This is a genomic window from Natronococcus sp. A-GB7, from assembly GCF_029688865.1.
Classification (GTDB): domain Archaea; phylum Halobacteriota; class Halobacteria; order Halobacteriales; family Natrialbaceae; genus Natronococcus.
On record NZ_JARUKV010000047.1, the window covers coordinates 1 to 19655 of the forward strand.

The window sequence follows — 19655 nt, forward strand, 5'->3', positions numbered from 1 at the left end:
TCGAACACCGCAAATCAGAGATTTGCTGGCCCGACGAAGATTACGCTTCGTCGAACAACTCCTCGCCCTCGACCATGTGCTCCTCGACGACGTCCATGTCGAGGGTCACGCCGAGGCCGGGTTCTTCGGGGATGTCGATGTAGCCGTCCTCGATGACGTCCTCCTGGACGATATCCTCCCACCAGTCGAGCTCGTAGGAGTGGTACTCGACGGCCAGGGAGTTCGAAATGGCGGCGCCGACGTGGGCGCTGGCGGTCGTCGCGACCGGCGAGGAGACGTTGTGCATCGCGACCGGGATGTAGTACATGTCCGCGAGGTCGGCGATCTTCCGGGTCTCGCGCATGCCGCCGACCTTGGGCATGTCGGGCGCGATGATGTCGACGGCCTGGTTCTCGATGAGGCTGCGCTGGCCGTGCTTGCGGTAGACGTTCTCGCCGACGGTGATCGGGGTCGACGTGCTCTGGGTGACCTCCCGCTGGACGTCGTGGTTCTCCGGCGGGACGGGGTCCTCGAGCCACCAGACGTCGTACTCCTCTAAGCGCTGAGCCAGACGCTTGCCGCTGCCGCCCGAGAACGTCCAGTGGCAGTCGAAGGCGACGTCGGCGCGGTGGCCGACGCGCTCGGTGATCGCCTCGACGATGCTGGCCTTGTGCTCGACCTCGACGCCGCGCAGGTGGCGGTTGGCGCGGTCCTTCTCGTGGCCGGAGGGGACGTCGAGGTCGAACTTCAGGGCGTCGTAACCCAGGTCCTCGACGACGCGTTCCGCCTCGTCGGCGCAGGCGACGGGGTCGGCCTCCTCCTCCGTGTGACAGTCACAGTAGACTCGGACCTCGTCTCGGTACTTGCCGCCCAGCAGCTGGTAGGCCGGCACCTCGAGGATCTTGCCCGCCAGATCGTGCAGGGCGACCTCGATGCCCGAGATCGCGGTGACGGTGACGCCGCCGAGCGACCCCTCGCCGGACATCTTCTGGACGAGGTGCTCGGTGAGCCGGTCGATGTCCAGCGGGTTCTCGCCCCGGAGGAACGGTTTCATCCGCTCGATGAGTTCGGGGGCGCCGGCGCCCCAGTAGGCCTCGCCGGTGCCGACGATGCCGGCGTCGGTGTAGATCCGGACGAGCGTCCACGGGAAGTTGCCGTCGATCATCGTCGTCTGGACGTCCGTGATCTCGACGTCGCGGCCGTTACCGCGCTCGCCGGTGACGCCCATCGTCTCCGCGGAGAGCTCCCGCATCGTGTACTCCGCGTTCGGATCGTGTAGCTTCGAGTAGTCGACTCCCATAGGCGCAGTACTCACTCGTGATCGGGTAATTGTTTCTATTTCGGGACACACTCTCAGGCACACGAGTACGACTGTCGGCACTACACGCCGGTATCCGCCGACTCGCACGCGGCGCCCGAACGGCTCGAGCCGTCCCGGCGATTTACTCGAGGGACGAGAACTCGACGGCCGTCTTCACGACGTCGTCGCCGGTCTCGAACGCCCGCTCGTACTCGTCGAGCCCGTAGACGCCCGTGACGAGGTCGTCGAACAGCCAGTCTGGCAGTCCCTCGAGCGTATCGGTGGCGGCCTCGAAGTGGCCGCGGTGGGAGTTGACCGATCCCACGAGCGCCTTGTTCTGCAGGACGAACTCCCGGTGGAGTTTCCCGCCGTCGATCTCGAACGACCAGGACTCGGGGACGCCCAGCAGGGCGCCGACGCCGTTGGGCGCAAGCGCCTCGATCGTTTCGAAGGCGTGTTTCGCGTAGCCGGTCGCCTCGTAGACGAAGTCGACCGATTCGTGCTCGTCGGGAATCTCGGGAACCGGCGTCTCCCGCGAGTCGACGTATGTCGCACCGAGCTTCTCGACGATGTCGATCGTCGGGTCGGGGCGGTCCCGTCGGCCGAGACAGTACGTGCGATCGAAGCCAAGCGTCGTCTCGAACATCGCGAGCGTCAGCAGGCCGAGCGAGCCGTTGCCCAGGACGAGCGCGGTTTCGGGCTCCCACTCGAACGCCGAGCGGGAGGCGACGGCGTGCTCGATCGCCTTCTCGGAGACGCTGATCGGCTCGACCAGGAATCCGAGATGGGCGAGTCGTTCGGGGATCGGGACGAGCGTCTCGGCGGGACTCGTGAAGTACTCGGCCATGAAGCCGTGGGCGCCGACGATGCCGCGCTCGAGGTACTCTCCCTCGCGAGCCATGTCGGGCTCGCCGCGCTCGAAGTACTCGTTGGTGCCGTTGGGCGGTCGACGCACCGTCGGAACGACGTAGTCGCCCGCCTCGAGATCGGTACCGTTCGGATCCTCGACGACGCCGACGGCCTCGTGACCCAGTACGAGGCGGTCCTCGCCGGGGGGCACCTCGCCGTGGTGGCCCGCGATGACCTCGTGGTCGGTGCCGTCGACGCCGACGCGGAGCGTTCGGACGAGCGCCTCGCCGTCGCTCGGTTCGGGGAGCGGGCGCTCGACGACGGTCGGTTCGCCAGCACCCGGTTCGACTGCGATCGCCTTCATGGCTCGAGGTAGGAACCGAGCGAATAAAAGATTACGCTATCTGTAGTAAATATTTGAACAGCGGTCGGGGGACCGTCGGTACCGATTCGCGGACCCGGCCGACGCGGTCCGCAGGTTCGAGCGCTGTCGCTGCCCGTCTCGGCTCGCAGCAAAACCGTTCGCGGCGACCAGTAGCGGCCGCTACTCGTCGCGTGCGTGCTCGACAGCCTCGACGAACGCGGCGGCCGTCTCTCGAACCTGGTCCATGTCGCTGTCGGCGATCGCGTCGTAGTCGACGATCGCGCTCCCGGCGCCGACGGCGACCGCGCCGGCCTCGAGGTAGTCGGCGAGGTTCTCCCGATCGACGCCGCCGGTCGGGATCACGTCGACGTCGCCCAGCGGACCCTGCAGGGCGCCGATGTGTCCGGGGCCGACCGTCGAGGCGGGAAACATCTTCAGCACGTCCGCGCCAGCGTCGATCGCGGTGACGGCCTCGGTCGGCGTCATGACGCCGGGCGCCGAGAGCACGCCGTGGCGGTTACAGACGGTCACGACCTCGGGATCGACGTGGGGGGAGACGACGAAGTCGGCACCCGCGTCGATCACCGACTGGGCGCTGGCGGCGTCCAGAACGGTGCCCGCACCGACGACGGTGTCCGTTCCCTCGAGCTCGCGGTCGATCGCCGCGAGCTTCTCGTACGTTCGCGTCCCGTCCGCGGTCACCTCGAGTGCGCCAACGCCGGCCTCGGACATCGCGCGAGCGACCGGAACGACGTCGTCCTCGTCGACCCCGCGAAGGACGGCGAGCGCGCCGCTCTCGACGATTCGCTCCTTGACGGCTTCCGGCGAACTCATCGACGACCTCCGTCGGTGCTCGCTCGGGTGATCGTCGGCCGTGCGCTCGTCGAACGTTCACTCGGTCGCGAAAGAGCGTTCATTACGACCGGGTTCGCGGCCCCTGGTCAAGAAAGTTGCCGAGCCAGCTACTCCGCCTCGAGTCGGCGGATCGTCACCGAGTCGGCCTCGAACTCCTCGAGAAAGGCGCCCGAACCCCCGATCGTGTACCGTTCGTCGTCGACCTCGAGCTGGAACGCGTTCTCGATCGGCAGCGTCGAGGTAGCCGGGCGAACGAGGCTCTGGCGGACGTCGACGACTTCACCGGTTAGCGTCGTAGGCAGCTCCCGGTCACCGATGGAGGAGCCGGTAACGGTCGCCTCGATCCGGGTGTCGGCCGCCCGGTGGAGGGCGATCTGGAAGACCGCGTTCCGAAAGCCCTCGTAGGTCCGAGGAAGTTCGCGAGGGGCGGTGACGTACCGCTCCTCGGCGGTCGGCCAGTAGTTCGCCAGGAACGAACCCGCCAGAACGGGCGCGAGCTGTTCCTGGGTGAGTGAGATCGCTCGGGTTTCGCTCGTCGAGTCGGTCAGCAACTCGCTGGGTGCGAGCAGCCCGTGTCGTCGGTCGACCGTCAGCATCGTCGGCACCAGCGCGTCCCACGTTCGAACCGTACTCGCGGTCCCGGCCAGCGAGGCGATATCCTGGCGGTCGCTTTCGGCGCCGCCGAGCAACAGTAAGACGAGCACCCCGCGGTCGACGGTCTCCTCGAGAGTCGTCCGGATCCGCGGGAGCACCTCGGCGGGCAGCGACAGCGTCACCTCGGTTTCGGCGCCAGCGAGGAGCTCTCGGATCCGTTTGAGAACCGTCTGTCGGGACTTGATCACCTCGAACTGCTCGCCCGGTCGCTCGGTCTCGGTGTACCGAGTTCTGATCTCGGGTTCGATCTCCTCGACGCTGCGGGTGAGACGATCGACGACCGCTTCGGGCGGGACCGGCCTGATCAGCGTCGGTACCGAGTGATCGTCGACCTCGACGAACCCCCGTTCCTCGAGTTCCTCGCTGATGCTGTAGACGTACCGCTTGGAGACGTCTGCAGCGTCGGCGATCGTACTCGCCTTCGACTCCCCGTGTTCGAGGATCGCGAGGTAGGTGTCGATCTCCTTCGTCGAGAGGCCGAACCGCTCGAGCAACCGAGCGAGGTCGTCGTCGTCCATGTGTTTTCCACCCTAACGATCGGCCGGTCGCTGTAAAAGATTCCCGATCGGTTCGGTCGTCGAACGGGCCCTCTCCCACCGAGATCGGAAAAGTAAGAACACATTTTTCAACAAATTTTTAATCAGCGGAGCACGAACGACCAACACGATGGAACTGTACGACGCACTCGACGACGTCGAGCGCTCCCGCGGCGATTCCCGCCGATTCTCCGGCGAGCGCCGCTCGACCGAGGGGCTGTTCTCCGGGCTCGACGATCGGCTCGTCCACGTCACCCCGGACGGCTCGCTCAAAGACTACTCGTACCCGCTGTCGGGACTTGCGGGGATCGAACGCTCTCGCTTCGGGCTCGAGATCGACGGCGACGTGTCCTGGTTCGAGGACGGCACCCAGCGGTACGTCGGCGACACTGCGATCGTCGAGACCGTCCACGAGGTCGGCGGCCACACCTGCCGACAGTACGATCTGACGCTCGGCCGGCTTCATCTTACGGCGTTCGCCCTCGAGGGTCCGGACGACGCCGAGGCGACGATCCGGGCCTGCGTCGGATTCGCCCCCGACAACCAGACGGGCCGGATCGGGCAGCTCCGCCACGGTGATGCCATCGAGGTCCACCACCGCAACGAGCGGGACTTCCTCGCGGCCTCGACGGATCTCTCGGTTATCGGCCACCCGTCGATCCGGTTCGAGGAGGTACTCGACGACGACCTCGTCCCGTTTCCGCGACCCGGGACCGACGATCGGTACGAGGAGGATCGCCTGAGCCCGATCGTGATGGTCGACGTCGAGCTTTCGGGGTCGGAGCCGACCGCGACGATCGCGACTCTGCTTTCGGCGGGCGATCGGGCCGACGCCCTCGAGCGCGTGCGGGCGGACGCCGACGCACACGCCGATCCCGAGGCGCTGCTCGAGGCGGGTCGACGGCAGGCCAGCGACCGACTCCCCGAAACGACCTCCGGTATCGACGGCGGGTTCGCCGACCTCCGGGCGCTCTCCTTGCTTCGGGCGCCGTCGGGAGCCCGGATCGCCGGCCCCGAGTTCGACCCGTTCTACCGGCACTCGGGCGGGTACGGCTACACCTGGTTCCGCGACGACGCCGAGATCGCCGGCTTCCTGCTCGAGGCCGATCGGCGGGCGGGGCTCGGCCTCGACGAGTGGCACGCCGCCAGCGCCCGCTTCTACGTCGAGACCCAGCTCGAGGACGGCACCTGGCCCCACCGGGTCTGGCCCGACGACGGGAGCCTCGCCCCCGGCTGGGCCCACGGTCGACTCGAGGAGGCCGACTCGGTCGACTACCAGGCCGACCAGACCGCAAGCGTCGCAGCCTACCTCGCGACCTACCTCCGGGTAATCGACGACGACGAGCGCGTCCGCGAGGCCGTCGTCGACGCGCTCGAGGGGCTGGACGACACCCTCGAGGCCGACGGCCTCCCCGGCGAGGTCCAGAACGCCTGGGAGAACATGACCGGACGGTTCACCCACACCGCCGCGACGTTCCTCGAGGCCTACGCCGCGATCGCCCGGGCGCCGCTGCCCGACGACGTCACGGCGCGTGCACGCGAGAGCGCGCGAACGGTCTACGAGAGTCTCGACGCGCTGTGGGTGTCCGAGCGGGGTTGTTACGCGCTCCGGCTCGAGGGCGGCGACCTCGACGAGCGCCTCGACGGGAGCACGCTTGCGCTGGCCGCCGCCCACCGCGAGTACGCCGCGATCGGAACCGTCGACGACGATCGACTCGGGCAACTCGTCTCCCACCTCGAGACGACGACCGACGGACTCTACCGCGACCCCGAGGGCCCGATCGAGGGCCTCGCTCGCTTCGAGGGCGACCCGTGGCGGGTCGCCGATCAGAAGGAGGCGAAGATCTGGACGGTGACCACCGCGTGGGGCGCTCACGCGTCGGCGGAGCTCCACGAACTGCTCGCGGCGTCGGGCCACGACGCCGCCCCGGAGTTCGACGCCCGTGCTCGAGCGCTGCTGGAGCTCGTCGCCCCGGGCGGGCCGCTGCGAAGTAAGGGAGAGTACCTTCCCGAGCAGTTCTTCGACGACGGGACGCCCGACAGCGCGACGCCGCTCGGATGGCCCCACGCGATTCGACTCGCGACGGCGACGGCGCTCGAGGCGTCGAGCGGGGATCGTCTAGACGGACGCCCGGCGAGCCCCGAGTGACCGCAGGCGACCGTTCTGCCGCGTCGCTGGTGCGATAGAACGCGGCGTCGGCTCCTCGAGTTTCGGATCCGGTTTCTGCCAAAAGCGCGGGCGGTGACGGCCGGTGCCGATCAGGCGAGCGGCACGACCGAGGCGACGATCGTAATGATCACGAACGCCGTCACCGAGATGATCGTCGTCAGCGCCGTCCAGATCTTGACCGTCTCCATCTGGGTGAGGCCGCCGATCTCCTTGATCAGCCAGAAGCCGCTGTCGTTGTACCACGAGCAGATGTTCCCGCCGGCGCCGATGATGAGCGCGAGGTAGACCGGGTGGACGGCCAGGTCGGGCACCTGCGGCGCCATGATCCCGGCGGTCGTGATCATCGCGACGGTCGCCGACCCCTGTGCGATGCGGATCGCGGCGGCGACGAGCCACGCCGAGACGAGCACGGTTACGCCACCGCCGGCGCCGACGGCAACCAGGTCCGTGATGTACTCACCGATCCCCGAGGCGGCGAGGAGTCCGCCGAACGCGCCGCCCGCGGAGGTGATCGCGGCGATGTGCGCGCCGCTCTTGAGCGATTCCGTGAGCTCGTCCGTCCAGACGCTCTGGTCGATCGAGCGAGCACGGAGGTACGTTATCGCGGCGGCGAGGGCGGCGGCAGTCAACGCGAAGTTGGGGTCGCCCAGGAAGCTCGTCGCCGGCTGAGCCGCCTCGAGAGCCCCCTCCATTCCGGCGAACGGTGCGACACCGTCCGCGGCGAGATCGACCAGGAAGTCGTTCGTCGTGTTCGACGCAACGAGTACCACCGCAAGCAGGATCGGGAGCGACGCCTCGAACACGCCCGGAAGCTCGCTGATCGGGCGCTCGGCGCGCTCGTGAACCTCCTCGGGAGTCGATCCCATCGTCTCTCGGAGCGGGATGTCGTCGAGGCGGGCGTTGATCCACTTTCCGTAGAGGACGCCGGAGATCGCCGCCGTCGGAATGGCGACGAGAACGCCGCCGAGCATCATCGCGCCAAGGTCGACCGCGTCGCCGAGTTCCGCCGCCACCGCGAGCGGACCCGGGGTCGGCGGGACGAAGACGTGGGTCGTCGCCGCACCGGCGCCGATGACACAGATGAACAGCGCGTAGTCGCGTCCGGTTCGGGCCCGCATCGACCGGGCTAGCGGTGCCAGCAGGAAGAAGACGTTGTCGAAGAAGACGGGGATCGACAGCGCGCTACTGCTCCCCCACAGCGCGAGGTACGATTTGTCCTCGCCGGTCGTCGACTGGAAGGAGCGAACGATCCGCTCTGCGGCGCCGCTTTCCATCATCGCCTTCCCGATAACAGCGGCCATCAGGATGGGGATTCCGACTCCGACCATCGTATCACCGAACCCGTCGGCGATCTCCGCGGGCACCTCACCGAACGGCACCGCAGCCGTCGCGGCACCGACGATCAGCGAGGCGATAATGAGGCCGATGATAGCGGGTAGTTTGAGCCAGACGAGCAACGCGATAACTGCAACCAAGCCGATCGCGAAAACGACCAGCGGGTTAGCGATTGCCATGTATGTTACGCTCTCACCAGTCAGAGCAAACCGTTTTATATCTAATTATATTATGCGAGTAACTAACTGGACAATGGTAGAAATAAGGTCCGTATGATGTGACAATGTGCTAATTCACGAGCACTGCCGCGCCATTTGGATACTACTATAGTAGTTATCGACCAACTCTCAAATTAATCCGGATCCGAGTAACAGATGCCTGCGGAGCCGATGTGAGCCACGCGGCACTCGATGGAGACGCGACGCTATCGACGAGAGCACGACGGCTCACGACCGGCACTCGTCGATAGCGTCGAGAAGTTCGTCGACGGATGGGCGGTCGAACGACGTCTCTCCCTCGTAGCTGTACTCGAGTACGGGCTCGCCGTCGCGATAGTCGAGCACGACCGCCATCGGTAACCGTCCGATCGACGAGAGGAATCGCCCGAGCTGTCCGTACCGGGTTTGCTGGAGGAACGCCTCGGCGAGAACCCCGTCCCGATCCGCCAGAACCGGAAACGGCGGATCGACGAGCCGTCGCCAGGCACGAACCTTCGGCGCGCTTCCCGGAACGACCGCCGCCACCGCCGCGTTTCGTTGCTCGAACCGCTCGTACTCGGCTGCGATCTCGCGGGCCTGCTGTCGACACGTGCCGCTGTTGTGACTCTGCATCAACAGAAGGACGACTGAGTCCGACGCTGCGCCGAGTTCCGCTACCGAGACGCGCTTCGGTCCCGCTGTGACGTTCGAGAGCGTTGTCCGAAGGGACTCGGAAGACATAGACGTTCTACAATCCGACGCTCAAAAATGGTGGGGGGTCGACAGTGGGGTTCTCTCGAGCGGCAGGCGGCTGCCACGCTCCTCGCAGTTCCCCGTCCGGTAAGCACCGCTTGCCGGCCGATGATCGTTCGAGTGCGGGCGAGTTCGGACGATTGACGCGGAACAAGCCCGTGAACGCTTCACTCCGCCAGCGAGACGTCGAGGGTCTCCTCGAGGGCGTCGATCAGGCCGCCGCCGACGCCGGCCTGGGTCGCCCGACCCTGCTCGATCGCCAGCAGGTCCTTCTCGGGGACGTCGAGCTCCTCGGCGAGTTCCTCGCGCTGGTAGCCCGCCTCTCGACGGGCTTCGACGAGCACCGAGCCGTAGTCGGAGACGAGGTAGGGTAACGGATCGTCGTCGTAGTTCGTCCCCTCCTTCTCCCAGTGTTCGGAGTCGCCGTCCCAGACGGGGTTGGCCTTCGCGACGTTCTGGGCCGCTTTCTGTTTCCGGCTGGGCCCGTCGTCCTGCCCGCCTCCCTGTGAACTGGAGCCGCCGCGACCCCCGCGTCCCCCGCTGCGTTTCTGTGCGTCGTCGTGTGGCGCACAGTCCGGACAGACCTCGAGTTCGGCACCGGCGACCTGCGCGCGCCGAAGCGAGTCGCTCTCGGCGCCACAGAGTTCGCAGTTCGTCCCGCCACCGCCACCGGACGAACCGGTCGAGTACTTAGCCATACCGTACGTTGGAATCTGTCGCATTTTAACTATACGGTAGCTACGATCGGACGTTTCCAAGGCAGTCGGACGGACGGTTCGTACCGTTCGCCCAGATCGGCGGATGGCGCCCTCGGCCGATTCCGTGTGATTCAGGCGCAGGCGCCGACCCAAAGGAAAGGGCTTTTATAATCACGCTGGATACGATTGAGTGCAGAAAGAGAACGCGAGCGTGGGTAGCCAAGCTAGGCCAACGGCGCAGCGTTGAGGGCGCTGTCCCGTAGGGGTCCGCCGGTTCAAATCCGGTCCCACGCATCGCATGCGCGGCTCTGCCGCGAAACACGATGCAGGTGATCTCCCTTCGCGGACATCACCCACGCATAACTTCTGACGAACGCTGCACTCGAGAGCGACGGTGCTCGTCGCTCGAGCCAGATCGAGAGACAGCAACCGCTTTCTTCGCTCGGTCGAACCCCCGAACATGGAGTACGTTCCTCGAGAGCGGGTCCGCTCGCTCACGGCCGTTCTGAGCGTCGTCTCGCTGGCGGTTGTCTTCGCCGCCGCGGGCGGACGGATTCCGCAGTCGACGGTACCGGGCGCGCCCGAGTGGTTCCTCGAGATCATTCCGCACATCAACGTCGCGATCAGCGCGATGGCCATCGCGACGATCGCGGTCGGCTGGCGGGAGATCAGGCGCGGGCGGATCGATCGCCACCGAATCGCGATGCTCGCCTCGTTCGGCCTGTTCGCGGCGTTTCTCACGCTCTACCTCTACCGACTGGTCGCGACCGGCGGCCCGCAGCCGTTTCCGGGCCCGGATGCGGTCTACCAGTTCGTCTACCTGCCGATCCTGGCGATTCACATCCTGCTCGCGGTGGTCTGCATCCCGCTCGTCTACCACGCGCTCCTGCTGGCGGGGGCGTACTCGCCCGCGGAGCTGGCGCGGACGAACCACGCTCGAGTCGGTCGGGCCGCAGCGACGCTGTGGCTGATCTCCTTCTCGCTGGGGATCGTCGTCTACGCGCTCCTCCACGTCGGCTACTGACTCGAACCGACGGCTTTTCCTCCCGACGGCCGAACGATCGGTCGTGCAACCGAATCGGACGGCCGTTCGAAACGGGCTTCTCGTCGGCGGCGCGTTCTTTCTCGTGACCGGCGTCGTCACCGGGCTCGTCCCGACGCCGATCTTCGAGCGGATGGTCCCTCGAACGCCGCTCGACTACGGGTTTCTGTTGCTGACGACGGTTCTCGCGGGCGCCTACGCCGCACAGCGGACGGCGATCGACGACTGCTCCGGCGACGCCTGCGGATACGCCGGCGCCGCGGGCGGCTTCTTCGCCGTCGCCTGCCCGCACTGCAACGCCGTCCTCGTCGCGCTGTTCGGGAGCTCCTGGCTCGCGACCTACGTCGATCCGATCCGGCCGCTGTTCGGCCTGTTCGCGGTCGCCCTCCTCGCGGGGATCCTCTACGCGCGCCGGAGTGGAAGCGGGTGAGGGTCTGCGGTCGCTGGGCTGGAGGCTGCCTTCGCTCGCAACGCACACGTCCAACAGTCGTCGGAAGGTAGCGCTGACCATGACACGCGAGCAGGCCCGCGAGAAGGCCGAAGAGGTCGAGCCCCAACAGCAGGATCGCCAGCCCGGCCTCGAGAGCGAGATGGAGCCGCCCGCCGAGTTCATCCGGGACGACTACGAGGGCAGCGGCAAGCTCGAGGGGAAGGTCGCCGTCGTCACCGGCGGGGACAGCGGGATCGGCCGGGCCGCCGCGGTCCACTTCGCCCGCGAGGGTGCCGACGTCGCCGTCATGTACTTAGACGAGGAGGAGGACGCCGAGACGACCGCGGAGATGATCGAGGACGAGGGCCAGGAGAGCCTGACCATCTCGGGTGACGTCCGCGACAGCGCGTTCTGCCAGGCGGCCGTCGAGGAAGTCGTCGACGAGTTCGGCGATCTCGACGTCCTTGTGAACAACGCAGCGGCCCAGGTGGTCAAGACCGACCTGACCGACATCACCGACGAGCAGTGGGAGGAGACGTTCGCGACGAACATGCACGGCTACTTCTATCTGACCCGGGAGGCGCTGCCCCATCTCGAGGACGGCGACGCGATCGTCAACACGACCTCGGTGAACGCGTTCGCGGGCAACGACATGCTCGTGGACTACTCGACGACCAAGGGCGCAATCGTCGCCTTCACGCGCTCGCTGTCCCAGCAGCTCGCCCCCGAGGGGATCCGCGTCAACCAGGTCGCGCCCGGTCCGATCTGGACGCCGCTGATCCCCGCGACGATCGGCGACTACGACCCCGAGGCCGTCGAGGAGTTCGGCCAGGACGTCCCGATGGGTCGTCCGGGCCAGCCAAGCGAACTCGGCCCGGCGTACGTCTACCTGGCCTGCGAGGACTCTTCGTACGTGAGCGGGCAGACGCTACACATCAACGGCGGCTCGATCGTAGGCGGATAGCCGCCGAATTCCGTCGTCGTGCGTCGCTTCCCGGCTCACTGTCCCTCGAGTGCCTCGACCAGCGCCGCGTAGTCGACGCGGTCGGTTCGTCGTTCGTACTCACAGGCCACAGCGAGCAGCGTCGGGTCCACCCACGCACGGCCGACGAACTCGACGGCCGTCGGGAGGCCGCGCTCGCCGAAGCCGTTCGGAATCGTCACGCCCGGCAGCCCGGCGACGTTCGCGGCAGCGTTGACGGGCGGCGTCTCGAACTGCCCGAAGAACTCCGCGATCGACTCCTCGATCGGATTCGCCACGGCTTCCCGGGCCGGGGAGACGAGCGCGTCGTAGTCGGCGAGGAGGTCGTCGAGCTGGCGCTGTGCTTTCGTCCGGACGCGGTTGGCGTTGACGTAGTCCTTCGCGAGCACGGTGCTCGCCCGGTAGCTGCCGAGCTGGTGGACCTCGTCGTCGAGGTCGTGAATCTCGCCGCTTTCGACGAGCGTCTCGAACGCCGCCGCGGCCTCGGCGTCGATGATCGTCCCCGCCATCTCGGCGTAGGGCAGGTCGGGCAACGAGACGCGTTCGACCGTCGCGAACTCGGCGAGCGTCTCGAGCGTTCGCTCGAAGTTCTCGCGAACACCTTCCTGTTCGCCCTCGCCCGCGCCTTCCGGGACGGCGATCGCGAAGTCGTCTCCTCGGCCGTCGGCTCGAGGAGCCCCTGGCACGCCCTTCGGCGGCCCTCGCCCGGGCCGATCCTCGGAACGGGGCTCCGCGATCGCCTCGAGGACGCGCTGACAGCCGTCGACCGTGCGACACATCGGCCCGACCTTGTCCATCGTCCACGACAGCGCCATGACGCCGTCGCGGCTCACCAGGTCGTAGGTCGGTCGAACCGCACGGATCCCCGAAAAGGCAGCCGGCGTGTTGAGCGAGCCCCACGTCTCCGTACCGATCGCGAAGCCGACGAGGCCGGCCGCGACCGCCGACGCAGAGCCGCTCGAGGAGCCGCCAGCCCAGGCCTCGACGTCCCACGGGTTCCGCCCGGGGCCGGAGAAGGTGGCGTTCGCGCTGTCGTAGCCGAAGCCGCCAGCGAGTTCGACCATCGCGAGTTTCCCGATCAGCACGCCGCCGGCCTCGTCGAGCCGTCGGACCACGGCGGCGTCCTCGTCGAACGCCTGCTCGCGGTACGGCTCCGCGCCCCAGGTCGTCGGCGCGTCCTCGGTAGCGACGAGATCCTTCACCCCGTAGGGGATGCCGTGCAACGGGCCCCGATCCTCGCCTGCCTCGAGTTCCTCGTCGAGCCGGTCGGCCGCTTCCAGCGCCCGCTCGTCGGTGACGGTTACGACGGCGTTGAGTTCGGGGCCGATCCGCTCGAGGCGATCGAGGTAGGCCTCCGTCAGTTCTCGGACGGTGAACTCGCCAGCGCGGAGTCGCTGTCCGAGTTCGTCGACGGGTTCGACGAGTATCTCGTCGGAGATCACGGCCGATCACCCCGGTACGCGCTAAACCCGTAGGCCGGTTCGTCCGCGTTCTCGAGTCCGACGTCTCCGAACGCGTCGGCGGAAGCGAGCGAGCCCTCGATCCCCTCGCGGATCACCTCGCGGTCCTCGTCGTCGAGGCGGTCGCCGTAGTTCGCGACGACGTACGCGAGCAGCGCCTCCGAAGGCTCGAGCTCTCCGCTCGTTACCATCACTTCCTCGCTGTCGGTCTCTTCCGCTGTTCCGGTACTCGCTGCACTCGCCATCGTCGCCGCGCCGAGCAGCGTGAGAAACGTTCGCCGGCGAGTCATACTGAGTCCTCGGTTTCGAACGGGTTGGATCCTGATACCATATGGCACGCGAGGACTCGACGCCGATAAGTATTGTCGCAGGTTACGATCTGTTTGGCGAAGAAATAATCTCGGACGGTGCGGGCGGTGTCAGTCGTCGGCGGGCATCGTCCGGCCCTCGAGGTCGGGTCGGTCGACGTCGCGGTCGGTCTCCTCGCCCTCGATATCGTAGGGGTACTCTCCCGTCACGCAGCCCAGACAGAGGTCGATGCGTTCGGTCTCGAGGACGTCGGCGACCGAGTCGGTCGAGAGGTAGGCGAGGCTGTCGGCGTCGATGGTCTCGCGGATCTCGTTGGTGTCCTTGTCGGCGGCGATCAGCTCCTCGCGGGTGGCCATGTCGATCCCCATGTAACAGGGGGCGACGATCTCCGGTGCGCCGATACGGACGTGGACCTCCTCGGCGCCGCAGTCCTTGAGCAGCTGGACGAGCTGGGTGGAGGTCGTCCCGCGGACGATCGAGTCGTCGATGACGGTGACGGTCTTGCCCTCGATCGTGGACTTGATCGGGTTGAGCTTCAGCCGGACCGCGCGCTCGCGCTCGTCCTGGGTCGGCATGATGAACGTGCGGCCGACGTAGCGGTTCTTCATCAGCCCCTCGGCGAACTCGACGCCGTCGTCGTCCTCCGGGCGTGCCTCGCCGTCGGGGGTCGTCTCGCCCGCCGCCTCGGCGTACCCCGAGGCGAACGCGCGCCCGGAGTCGGGTACCGGCATGACGACGTCGGTCTCGACGCCGCTTTCAGTCCAGAGCTTCCGGCCGAGTTCGCGACGCGCCTCGTAGACGAGGGTGTCGTCGATAACGCTGTCCGGGCGGGCGAAGTAGACGTGCTCGAAGAAGCAGTGAGCGGTGTTGTCCTCCTCGACGAGCTGGTAGGAGTCGAAACCCTGTCCGTCCGCATCGAGGACGACCAGTTCGCCGGGACGGACGTCCCGAACGAGTTCGCCGTCTAAGGTGTCGATGGCGGCCGACTCGGAGGCGAGGATGTAGCCGTCCTCGAGCCGCCCGATACAGAGCGGACGGTTCCCCTGGGGATCCCGGACTCCGAGTACCGTCTCGTCGTGGCTGATCGTCAGCGCGTAGGAGCCGTGGATCCGTCCCATCGTGCGCTTGACGGCGCGGACGAGGTCCTCCTCGAGCAGGTTACGCGCCAGATCGTGGGCGATGACCTCGGTGTCGCCGTCGCTGGTGAAGGCGTGGCCGAGGGCGGCGAGTTCGTCGCGGATCTCGTCGGCGTTGACGAGGTTGCCGTTGTGCGAGAGCCCCAGCGAGCCGCTCTTGAACGAGACCGAGAACGGCTGTGCACAGGAGGTGTCGAGCGAGCCCGCCGTCGGGTAGCGGACGTGCCCGATCCCCGCCGAGCCGGCCAGCCCCTCGAGGTCGCCCTCGGCGAAGACGTCGCCGACCAGTCCCCTGTCGACGTGGCTGTGTTGCTGGAAGCCGTCGTGGGTGACGATGCCCGCGGACTCCTGGCCGCGGTGCTGGAGCGCGTAGAGCGCGTAGTACAACGGTCGGGCCGCGTTGCGACCGTCGAGCGCGACGCCGACGACGCCGCACTTCTCGGTCATTCCTGTTCGCCGGGGAGTCTCGCCCCGCCCATCAGTCATGGTCGACCGTAGAGTCCCGCACAGACAAAAATCCCCGTGTTTGTGCCGTCAGTACGCCCCCTGGACGCATCGAGTATGCACGAATGTGGACATATATCTGGATTGCACGACGGCGCTGCCGCGAACGACTCCCCAGCTATGACTTCGGTTTCGACGCGAAGACGACGACCGCCGTGCTCTCCTCGAGGGCGTGCGGGGAGATGTCCTGGTCGCCGTCGAACCGAACGAGATCCCCCGACTCGAGTTCGTAGGGCTCCCCGTCCAGCGAGAGCTCGAGCGAGCCCGACAAGAGCTGAAAGACCACGTTCGATTCCGGGTGGCGGTGTTCGGGGATCCGTTCGTCGGCCTCGAGTTGCAGCCGGACCGCTCGAGGGTCGCCACCGTCGTCGAACACCTCGGCGTGGGGCGTCCCGGTCAGATCCGAAAGCGACGTCAGTTCGGGCATACCCGATCGTTTCTCGCTCGTCCACTTGGTCATGGCGTCGAACCCGTTCGCCGATCCCGACCCGCCGGATCCGACCGAAAGGTGTTAACGGGTCGCTCTCCCAACCGAGTGCATACGAACCGCTGCCGTCGAGGCGTCCCCGGTTCCACCCGGATCGACGCTCGAGACGGCAGACACTCGCCGACACCCAACAATGGTATCCGAAATCCCACCCGAAGACGTCAAGGCAAAGCTCGAGGACGAGGACGTCCAGATCGTCGATATCCGATCGGAATCGGAGTACGAGCGGGGACACATCCCCGGCGCGATCAACGTGCCGATGGCCAAACTCGCGACGGAGATCGACGAGTACGACTGGGGCGACGACGTGGTCGTCGCCTGTCCGATCGGCCAGAGTTCGATCCAGGCCGCCCGGCTGATCGGGAGCTTCGAAGACGTCGACAGCGACGCCGTCGCGAGCATGGAGGGCGGTTACCGGGAGTGGGAGTACGACCTCGAGTCCGGGTCGGTCGCCGACACCGAGGACTGATCACCCTCTGATCGCATCGGCGATCCGGACTACTTCTCGACGATCTCGACGGAGTCGCCGACCTCGAGACCGTGATCCCGGTATTGTTCGGGAACGTCCGCGATGAGCATCAGCGTGTAGTAGTGGTCGAAGGCGTCCCCGTCGGCCCACTCGGGAAACGTCTCCCGGCGCTTCTCGACGAACCGTCGCTGGAACTCCGGCAGCGCCTCGCCGGTGTCGGGATCCCGTTTCGGAACGACACAGCGTCCGCAGGGAGTGACGCCATCGAACCGGACGTCGCCGGCGACGAACGACGGCGCCCCGGAGCCGACGAAGCGATCCTCCCAGAACGGCTCGACGCCGCCGATCTCGACGTTCGCTCGCATCCGACGGCGGACGCTCTCGACGGTCAGGCCGTCGAACCAGCCCGCGACGGTCTCGAGGGTGGCCGTGCTGATCACCGACGGCCCCATCTCCCGTCGATCGACGAATCCCAGCGACCGGTCGCGCTCGAGGGTAAGCTCGAGGTCGAAGACGTCGCCGAACCAGTCTTCGGCCGCCTCGCGCTCGGTCTCCAGGTCGAACCGTCGGCGGTCACCGCCGTCGGTCTCGACGGAGAGCGTTTCGCGTTCCGGTTCGAACTCGGTCTCGAGGTCGTGAACGCGCGGCGTTCGCTTCCCGTTTATAACGTCCCCGCTCGCGTCGACGAGCGCGAACTCCCTGTCGAACGCGAGGGTGCCGCCCGCGACGAACTCGGCTCGCTCGAGGTCGATTCCGTCGAGTCCCTTGATCGGGTACGCCCGGAGTCGGTCGACTCGTGCCATCGTCTCCCACTGCGAGGGGACGCGATATAACGACCCCGTTCGATCACCGATTCCCGGCCGTCGGTGCCCATCGATACGGCGTTTTCTCGGTGCGCCTACGTGCCGCGATACGTGTACGGGATCCCGTCGTACTCCTCGACGACCCGTGCCTCGAGGTACGTCCGTGCCGCGTGTCGGGGAAACTGTCCCATCTCGATGATATCGCCGAGAACCGTCTTCGTCGCCCGAAACCAGAGCCGGAACTCGCGGTCGTCTTCGCCGGGTTCGAGTTCGACGATCGCGCCGTGGTCGCCTCCGCGGCGCTCGTCCCACTCGAGCCAGGCGACGCGGTAGCCGTCGGCCCCTCCCTTGCGAACGAGATACAGCGCCTCGTACCGGCAGGGATCGAGGAAGTCCGGGAGAACCCGTTCTCCGGTGACTGCCTCGGCGATCGGCGACTCCTCGACGGTGCCGTTCGCGAGCGGTCTTTCCTCGTCGATCCGATCGCCGAGATCTAGTCTGGCACCGCCCCAGTGGCTGTAGCGCAGGTCGTAGAGCCGATCCGGTCGCTCGTAGGCGACGAGCGCTCTATGCCCCATCGCCCTCCCTCCGTGGTCGGCTCCGAATCCTCCGCGCGTACGAACCCTCGGTCTCCATCGGTGGTGCTGGCCGCTCCCTTGCATTTCAACCCGCGGACGATAGCGGGGCCTGGGTGACTGAACACAACCGAGAAAACGCCGCAACTCCTACCCCTTCGAACGGATGGGATACGACGCATTCGTCTTCGACAACGATGGCGTGCTGACGAGACCGACCGATCGCGAGGTCCTGGTCGAAGCGATCCGCGCCGCCTTCGACGAGGTCGGGGTCGTGGAGCCGACGAGCGACGAGGTCGAGACGCTGCTCGGTCCGGACATCGACTCCCTTCGTACGGTCGCGACCGATCGGGAACTCGAGCCCGAGACGCTCTGGGCGGCCCGCGAACGCGCGGCGATCCAGGCTCAGCTCGAGGAACTCAAATCAGGTCGAAAGCAATCCTACGAGGACGTCACGGCACTCGAGCGCCTCGAGGAGCCGACGGCGATCGTCAGCAACAACCAGCACGAGACGATCGGGAACATCCTCGATCACTGCTCGCTTGCCCCGTTCGACGTCTGGTACGGACGGGAGCCGACGCTCGAGGGAGTCGAGCGAAAGAAACCTGAACCGTACTACCTCGAGCGTGCGATCGACGACCTCGGGGTCGAGAACCCGATCTACGTCGGCGACAGCCGCGTCGACGTCGCCGCGGCCGACGCCCTCGGCATCGACGCGGCGTTCGTTCGCCGGGACCACCGTCGCGGGTACGAACTCCCGACCGAGCCGACCTACGAGATCGACTCGCTCGCGGAGCTGCGGGAACTCCCTCGATAATCCGCTCAGGCTCTCGCCCGCGATTCGGCCCGTTCCTTGATCGTTCGATTTCGCTCCTCGAACTCCCGCTCGAGTCGTCGTTCGTCGAACGCTAGCGGGACGAGTGCCCCCCGGGCGGTCTCTCGCTGGAGGAGCCGAGTTCGCCTCCCGCCGTCGATCGGCTCGAGGTGAAACTCGTGGTAGCTGTCGAAGGCGAACGGCACGCCGACCCTGTCGAGGCGGACGAGCCGGCGGTTCTCCTCGGCGATAAGTACCTCCGGCTCGAGGAACCCGATACGACCGCGGGTCGACGATTGCTCGGAACGCAGTCGGTCTCCTACGACCGGGATTGCATCGACCGACCGCTCGATCGTCGTTCGTCCAGCCGCGTCCTCGAGTTCGATCAGGACCTCCCATACCACTTCGGGGGGTGCGTCGATCTCCTCGAACAGCTCGATCTGGTTCATGCTACCATATCTCTCACACAAAAGGATGACTGTATCGGTTCCCCGGTGAACGGATTGCAGCGGGCTGAACACCGTTGTCGAACCGACGGTTCTTCGAGCGGAAGTCGTCTCCGGGCTCCGTCGAGTTCGAACGGGCAGACCGAAGCGAGTCAGCCACGGGACGCTCCTTGCAGCTGCCTCATCCACGAGACGCTCGTCGTCCCGGGGATCCGCCAACGGTCTCGCGGTCGAACCCAGCACTTCGTTCTCGACGACCCGGAGGCGTCCGACTGCCTCGTATCACTCACCGGAGACACGGTTAGGAACCAGCCCCGTTGGGAACGGCTATTATTACTGAGGTTCTCGAGCGTCCGGCGACCCAAACCCGCGTTTCAGGCCGCCGTCACGTGTTTGTGAGTGACTCTCGGCGACGGTGACGTTCGAAGGCCTTATGTAGTGGTCGGGGACTTGGTTATAGTACGAAGAAGATGAGGAGTTCACCCCTGCGGTCCGCCGCAAGATGAGT

General features: G+C 66.8%; 20 protein-coding genes and 1 tRNA gene. 7 read left to right on the plus strand and 14 right to left on the minus strand.

All coding sequences use genetic code 11. The features are described from left to right. Positions 1 to 40: 40 nt before the first annotated feature. From QA609_RS23550 to QA609_RS23565, 4 genes are all read right to left on the minus strand, one after another. Positions 41 to 1279, minus strand: a complete 1239-nt coding sequence (locus QA609_RS23550; RefSeq protein WP_278305062.1) for a mandelate racemase/muconate lactonizing enzyme family protein — start codon at positions 1277 to 1279, stop codon at positions 41 to 43. A 142-nt stretch (positions 1280 to 1421) separates the two neighbouring features. Beyond that, on the minus strand, positions 1422 to 2492 hold the full coding sequence (locus QA609_RS23555; RefSeq protein WP_278305063.1) for a glucose 1-dehydrogenase: 1071 nt from the start codon (positions 2490 to 2492) through the stop codon (positions 1422 to 1424). A 180-nt stretch (positions 2493 to 2672) separates the two neighbouring features. Then, positions 2673 to 3326, minus strand: coding sequence for a bifunctional 4-hydroxy-2-oxoglutarate aldolase/2-dehydro-3-deoxy-phosphogluconate aldolase (locus tag QA609_RS23560; protein WP_278305064.1), 654 nt, complete (start codon positions 3324 to 3326; stop codon positions 2673 to 2675). 128 nt (positions 3327 to 3454) lie between these two features. Then, positions 3455 to 4519, minus strand: coding sequence for a TrmB family transcriptional regulator sugar-binding domain-containing protein (locus tag QA609_RS23565; protein WP_278305065.1), 1065 nt, complete (start codon positions 4517 to 4519; stop codon positions 3455 to 3457). 148 nt (positions 4520 to 4667) lie between these two features. Between QA609_RS23565 and QA609_RS23570 the strand changes: the two genes are divergently transcribed. Next, positions 4668 to 6686 carry a glucan 1,4-alpha-glucosidase gene (locus QA609_RS23570; protein WP_278305066.1) on the plus strand — a complete coding sequence of 673 codons (2019 nt, stop codon included), beginning with the start codon at positions 4668 to 4670 and terminating at the stop codon, positions 6684 to 6686. 110 nt (positions 6687 to 6796) lie between these two features. On the opposite strand, the gene QA609_RS23575 is transcribed toward QA609_RS23570, so the two are convergent. The 3 genes from QA609_RS23575 to QA609_RS23585 all read right to left on the minus strand — a co-directional run bounded on the left by QA609_RS23575 (position 6797) and on the right by QA609_RS23585 (position 9690). Further along, on the minus strand, positions 6797 to 8221 hold the full coding sequence (locus tag QA609_RS23575; RefSeq protein ID WP_278305067.1) for an SLC13 family permease: 1425 nt from the start codon (positions 8219 to 8221) through the stop codon (positions 6797 to 6799). A gap of 267 nt (positions 8222 to 8488) precedes the next feature. After that, on the minus strand, positions 8489 to 8980 hold the full coding sequence (locus QA609_RS23580) for a redoxin domain-containing protein (protein ID WP_278305068.1): 492 nt from the start codon (positions 8978 to 8980) through the stop codon (positions 8489 to 8491). Positions 8981 to 9159: 179 nt separating this feature from the next. Next, a complete protein-coding gene (locus QA609_RS23585; RefSeq protein ID WP_278305069.1) occupies positions 9160 to 9690 on the minus strand; it encodes a multiprotein-bridging factor 1 family protein in 531 nt (176 codons plus the stop codon). A gap of 209 nt (positions 9691 to 9899) precedes the next feature. On the opposite strand from QA609_RS23585, the gene QA609_RS23590 reads away from it, so the two are divergent. From QA609_RS23590 to QA609_RS23605, 4 genes are all read left to right on the plus strand, one after another. After that, positions 9900 to 9984 (plus strand) — tRNA-Leu (locus QA609_RS23590). Between the two features lie 166 nt (positions 9985 to 10150). After that, the gene (locus QA609_RS23595) at positions 10151 to 10714 is read left to right on the plus strand and encodes a DUF420 domain-containing protein (protein ID WP_278305070.1); all 564 of its coding nucleotides are present in this window, start codon (positions 10151 to 10153) and stop codon (positions 10712 to 10714) included. A gap of 43 nt (positions 10715 to 10757) precedes the next feature. Next, positions 10758 to 11162, plus strand: coding sequence for a hypothetical protein (locus QA609_RS23600; protein ID WP_278305071.1), 405 nt, complete (start codon positions 10758 to 10760; stop codon positions 11160 to 11162). Positions 11163 to 11241: 79 nt separating this feature from the next. Beyond that, complete coding sequence (locus QA609_RS23605) at positions 11242 to 12126, plus strand: SDR family oxidoreductase (RefSeq protein ID WP_278305072.1); 885 nt, start codon at positions 11242 to 11244, stop codon at positions 12124 to 12126. 35 nt (positions 12127 to 12161) lie between these two features. On the opposite strand, the gene QA609_RS23610 is transcribed toward QA609_RS23605, so the two are convergent. From QA609_RS23610 to QA609_RS23625, 4 genes are all read right to left on the minus strand, one after another. Beyond that, positions 12162 to 13586, minus strand: a complete 1425-nt coding sequence (locus QA609_RS23610) for an amidase (protein WP_278305073.1) — start codon at positions 13584 to 13586, stop codon at positions 12162 to 12164. After that, entirely contained in the window at positions 13583 to 13894 is a 312-nt protein-coding gene (locus QA609_RS23615) for a hypothetical protein (protein ID WP_278305074.1), read from the minus strand. Before QA609_RS23615 ends, QA609_RS23610 begins: the two co-directional genes overlap by 4 nt. Before the next feature lie 129 nt (positions 13895 to 14023). Further along, a complete protein-coding gene (gene purF, locus QA609_RS23620) occupies positions 14024 to 15496 on the minus strand; it encodes an amidophosphoribosyltransferase (RefSeq protein WP_278305081.1) in 1473 nt (490 codons plus the stop codon). Positions 15497 to 15671: 175 nt separating this feature from the next. Then, on the minus strand, positions 15672 to 15980 hold the full coding sequence (locus QA609_RS23625; RefSeq protein ID WP_278305075.1) for a cupin domain-containing protein: 309 nt from the start codon (positions 15978 to 15980) through the stop codon (positions 15672 to 15674). A 193-nt stretch (positions 15981 to 16173) separates the two neighbouring features. On the opposite strand from QA609_RS23625, the gene QA609_RS23630 reads away from it, so the two are divergent. Next, the gene (locus QA609_RS23630; protein ID WP_278305076.1) at positions 16174 to 16509 is read left to right on the plus strand and encodes a rhodanese-like domain-containing protein; all 336 of its coding nucleotides are present in this window, start codon (positions 16174 to 16176) and stop codon (positions 16507 to 16509) included. 29 nt (positions 16510 to 16538) lie between these two features. Here QA609_RS23630 and QA609_RS23635 read toward each other — a convergent pair whose 3' ends face one another. Continuing rightward, positions 16539 to 17312: an MOSC N-terminal beta barrel domain-containing protein gene (locus QA609_RS23635; RefSeq protein ID WP_278305077.1), complete on the minus strand. Its 774-nt coding sequence runs from the start codon at positions 17310 to 17312 to the stop codon at positions 16539 to 16541. Between the two features lie 95 nt (positions 17313 to 17407). Then, the gene (locus QA609_RS23640; RefSeq protein WP_278305078.1) at positions 17408 to 17890 is read right to left on the minus strand and encodes a DUF6735 family protein; all 483 of its coding nucleotides are present in this window, start codon (positions 17888 to 17890) and stop codon (positions 17408 to 17410) included. Between the two features lie 163 nt (positions 17891 to 18053). Between QA609_RS23640 and QA609_RS23645 the strand changes: the two genes are divergently transcribed. Beyond that, positions 18054 to 18704 carry an HAD-IA family hydrolase gene (locus QA609_RS23645; RefSeq protein WP_278305079.1) on the plus strand — a complete coding sequence of 217 codons (651 nt, stop codon included), beginning with the start codon at positions 18054 to 18056 and terminating at the stop codon, positions 18702 to 18704. 5 nt (positions 18705 to 18709) lie between these two features. On the opposite strand, the gene QA609_RS23650 is transcribed toward QA609_RS23645, so the two are convergent. Further along, positions 18710 to 19150 (minus strand): polyketide cyclase/dehydrase, encoded by a 441-nt coding sequence (locus tag QA609_RS23650; protein WP_278305080.1) that lies wholly within the window; start codon positions 19148 to 19150, stop codon positions 18710 to 18712. Between the last annotated feature and the right edge of the window lie 505 nt (positions 19151 to 19655).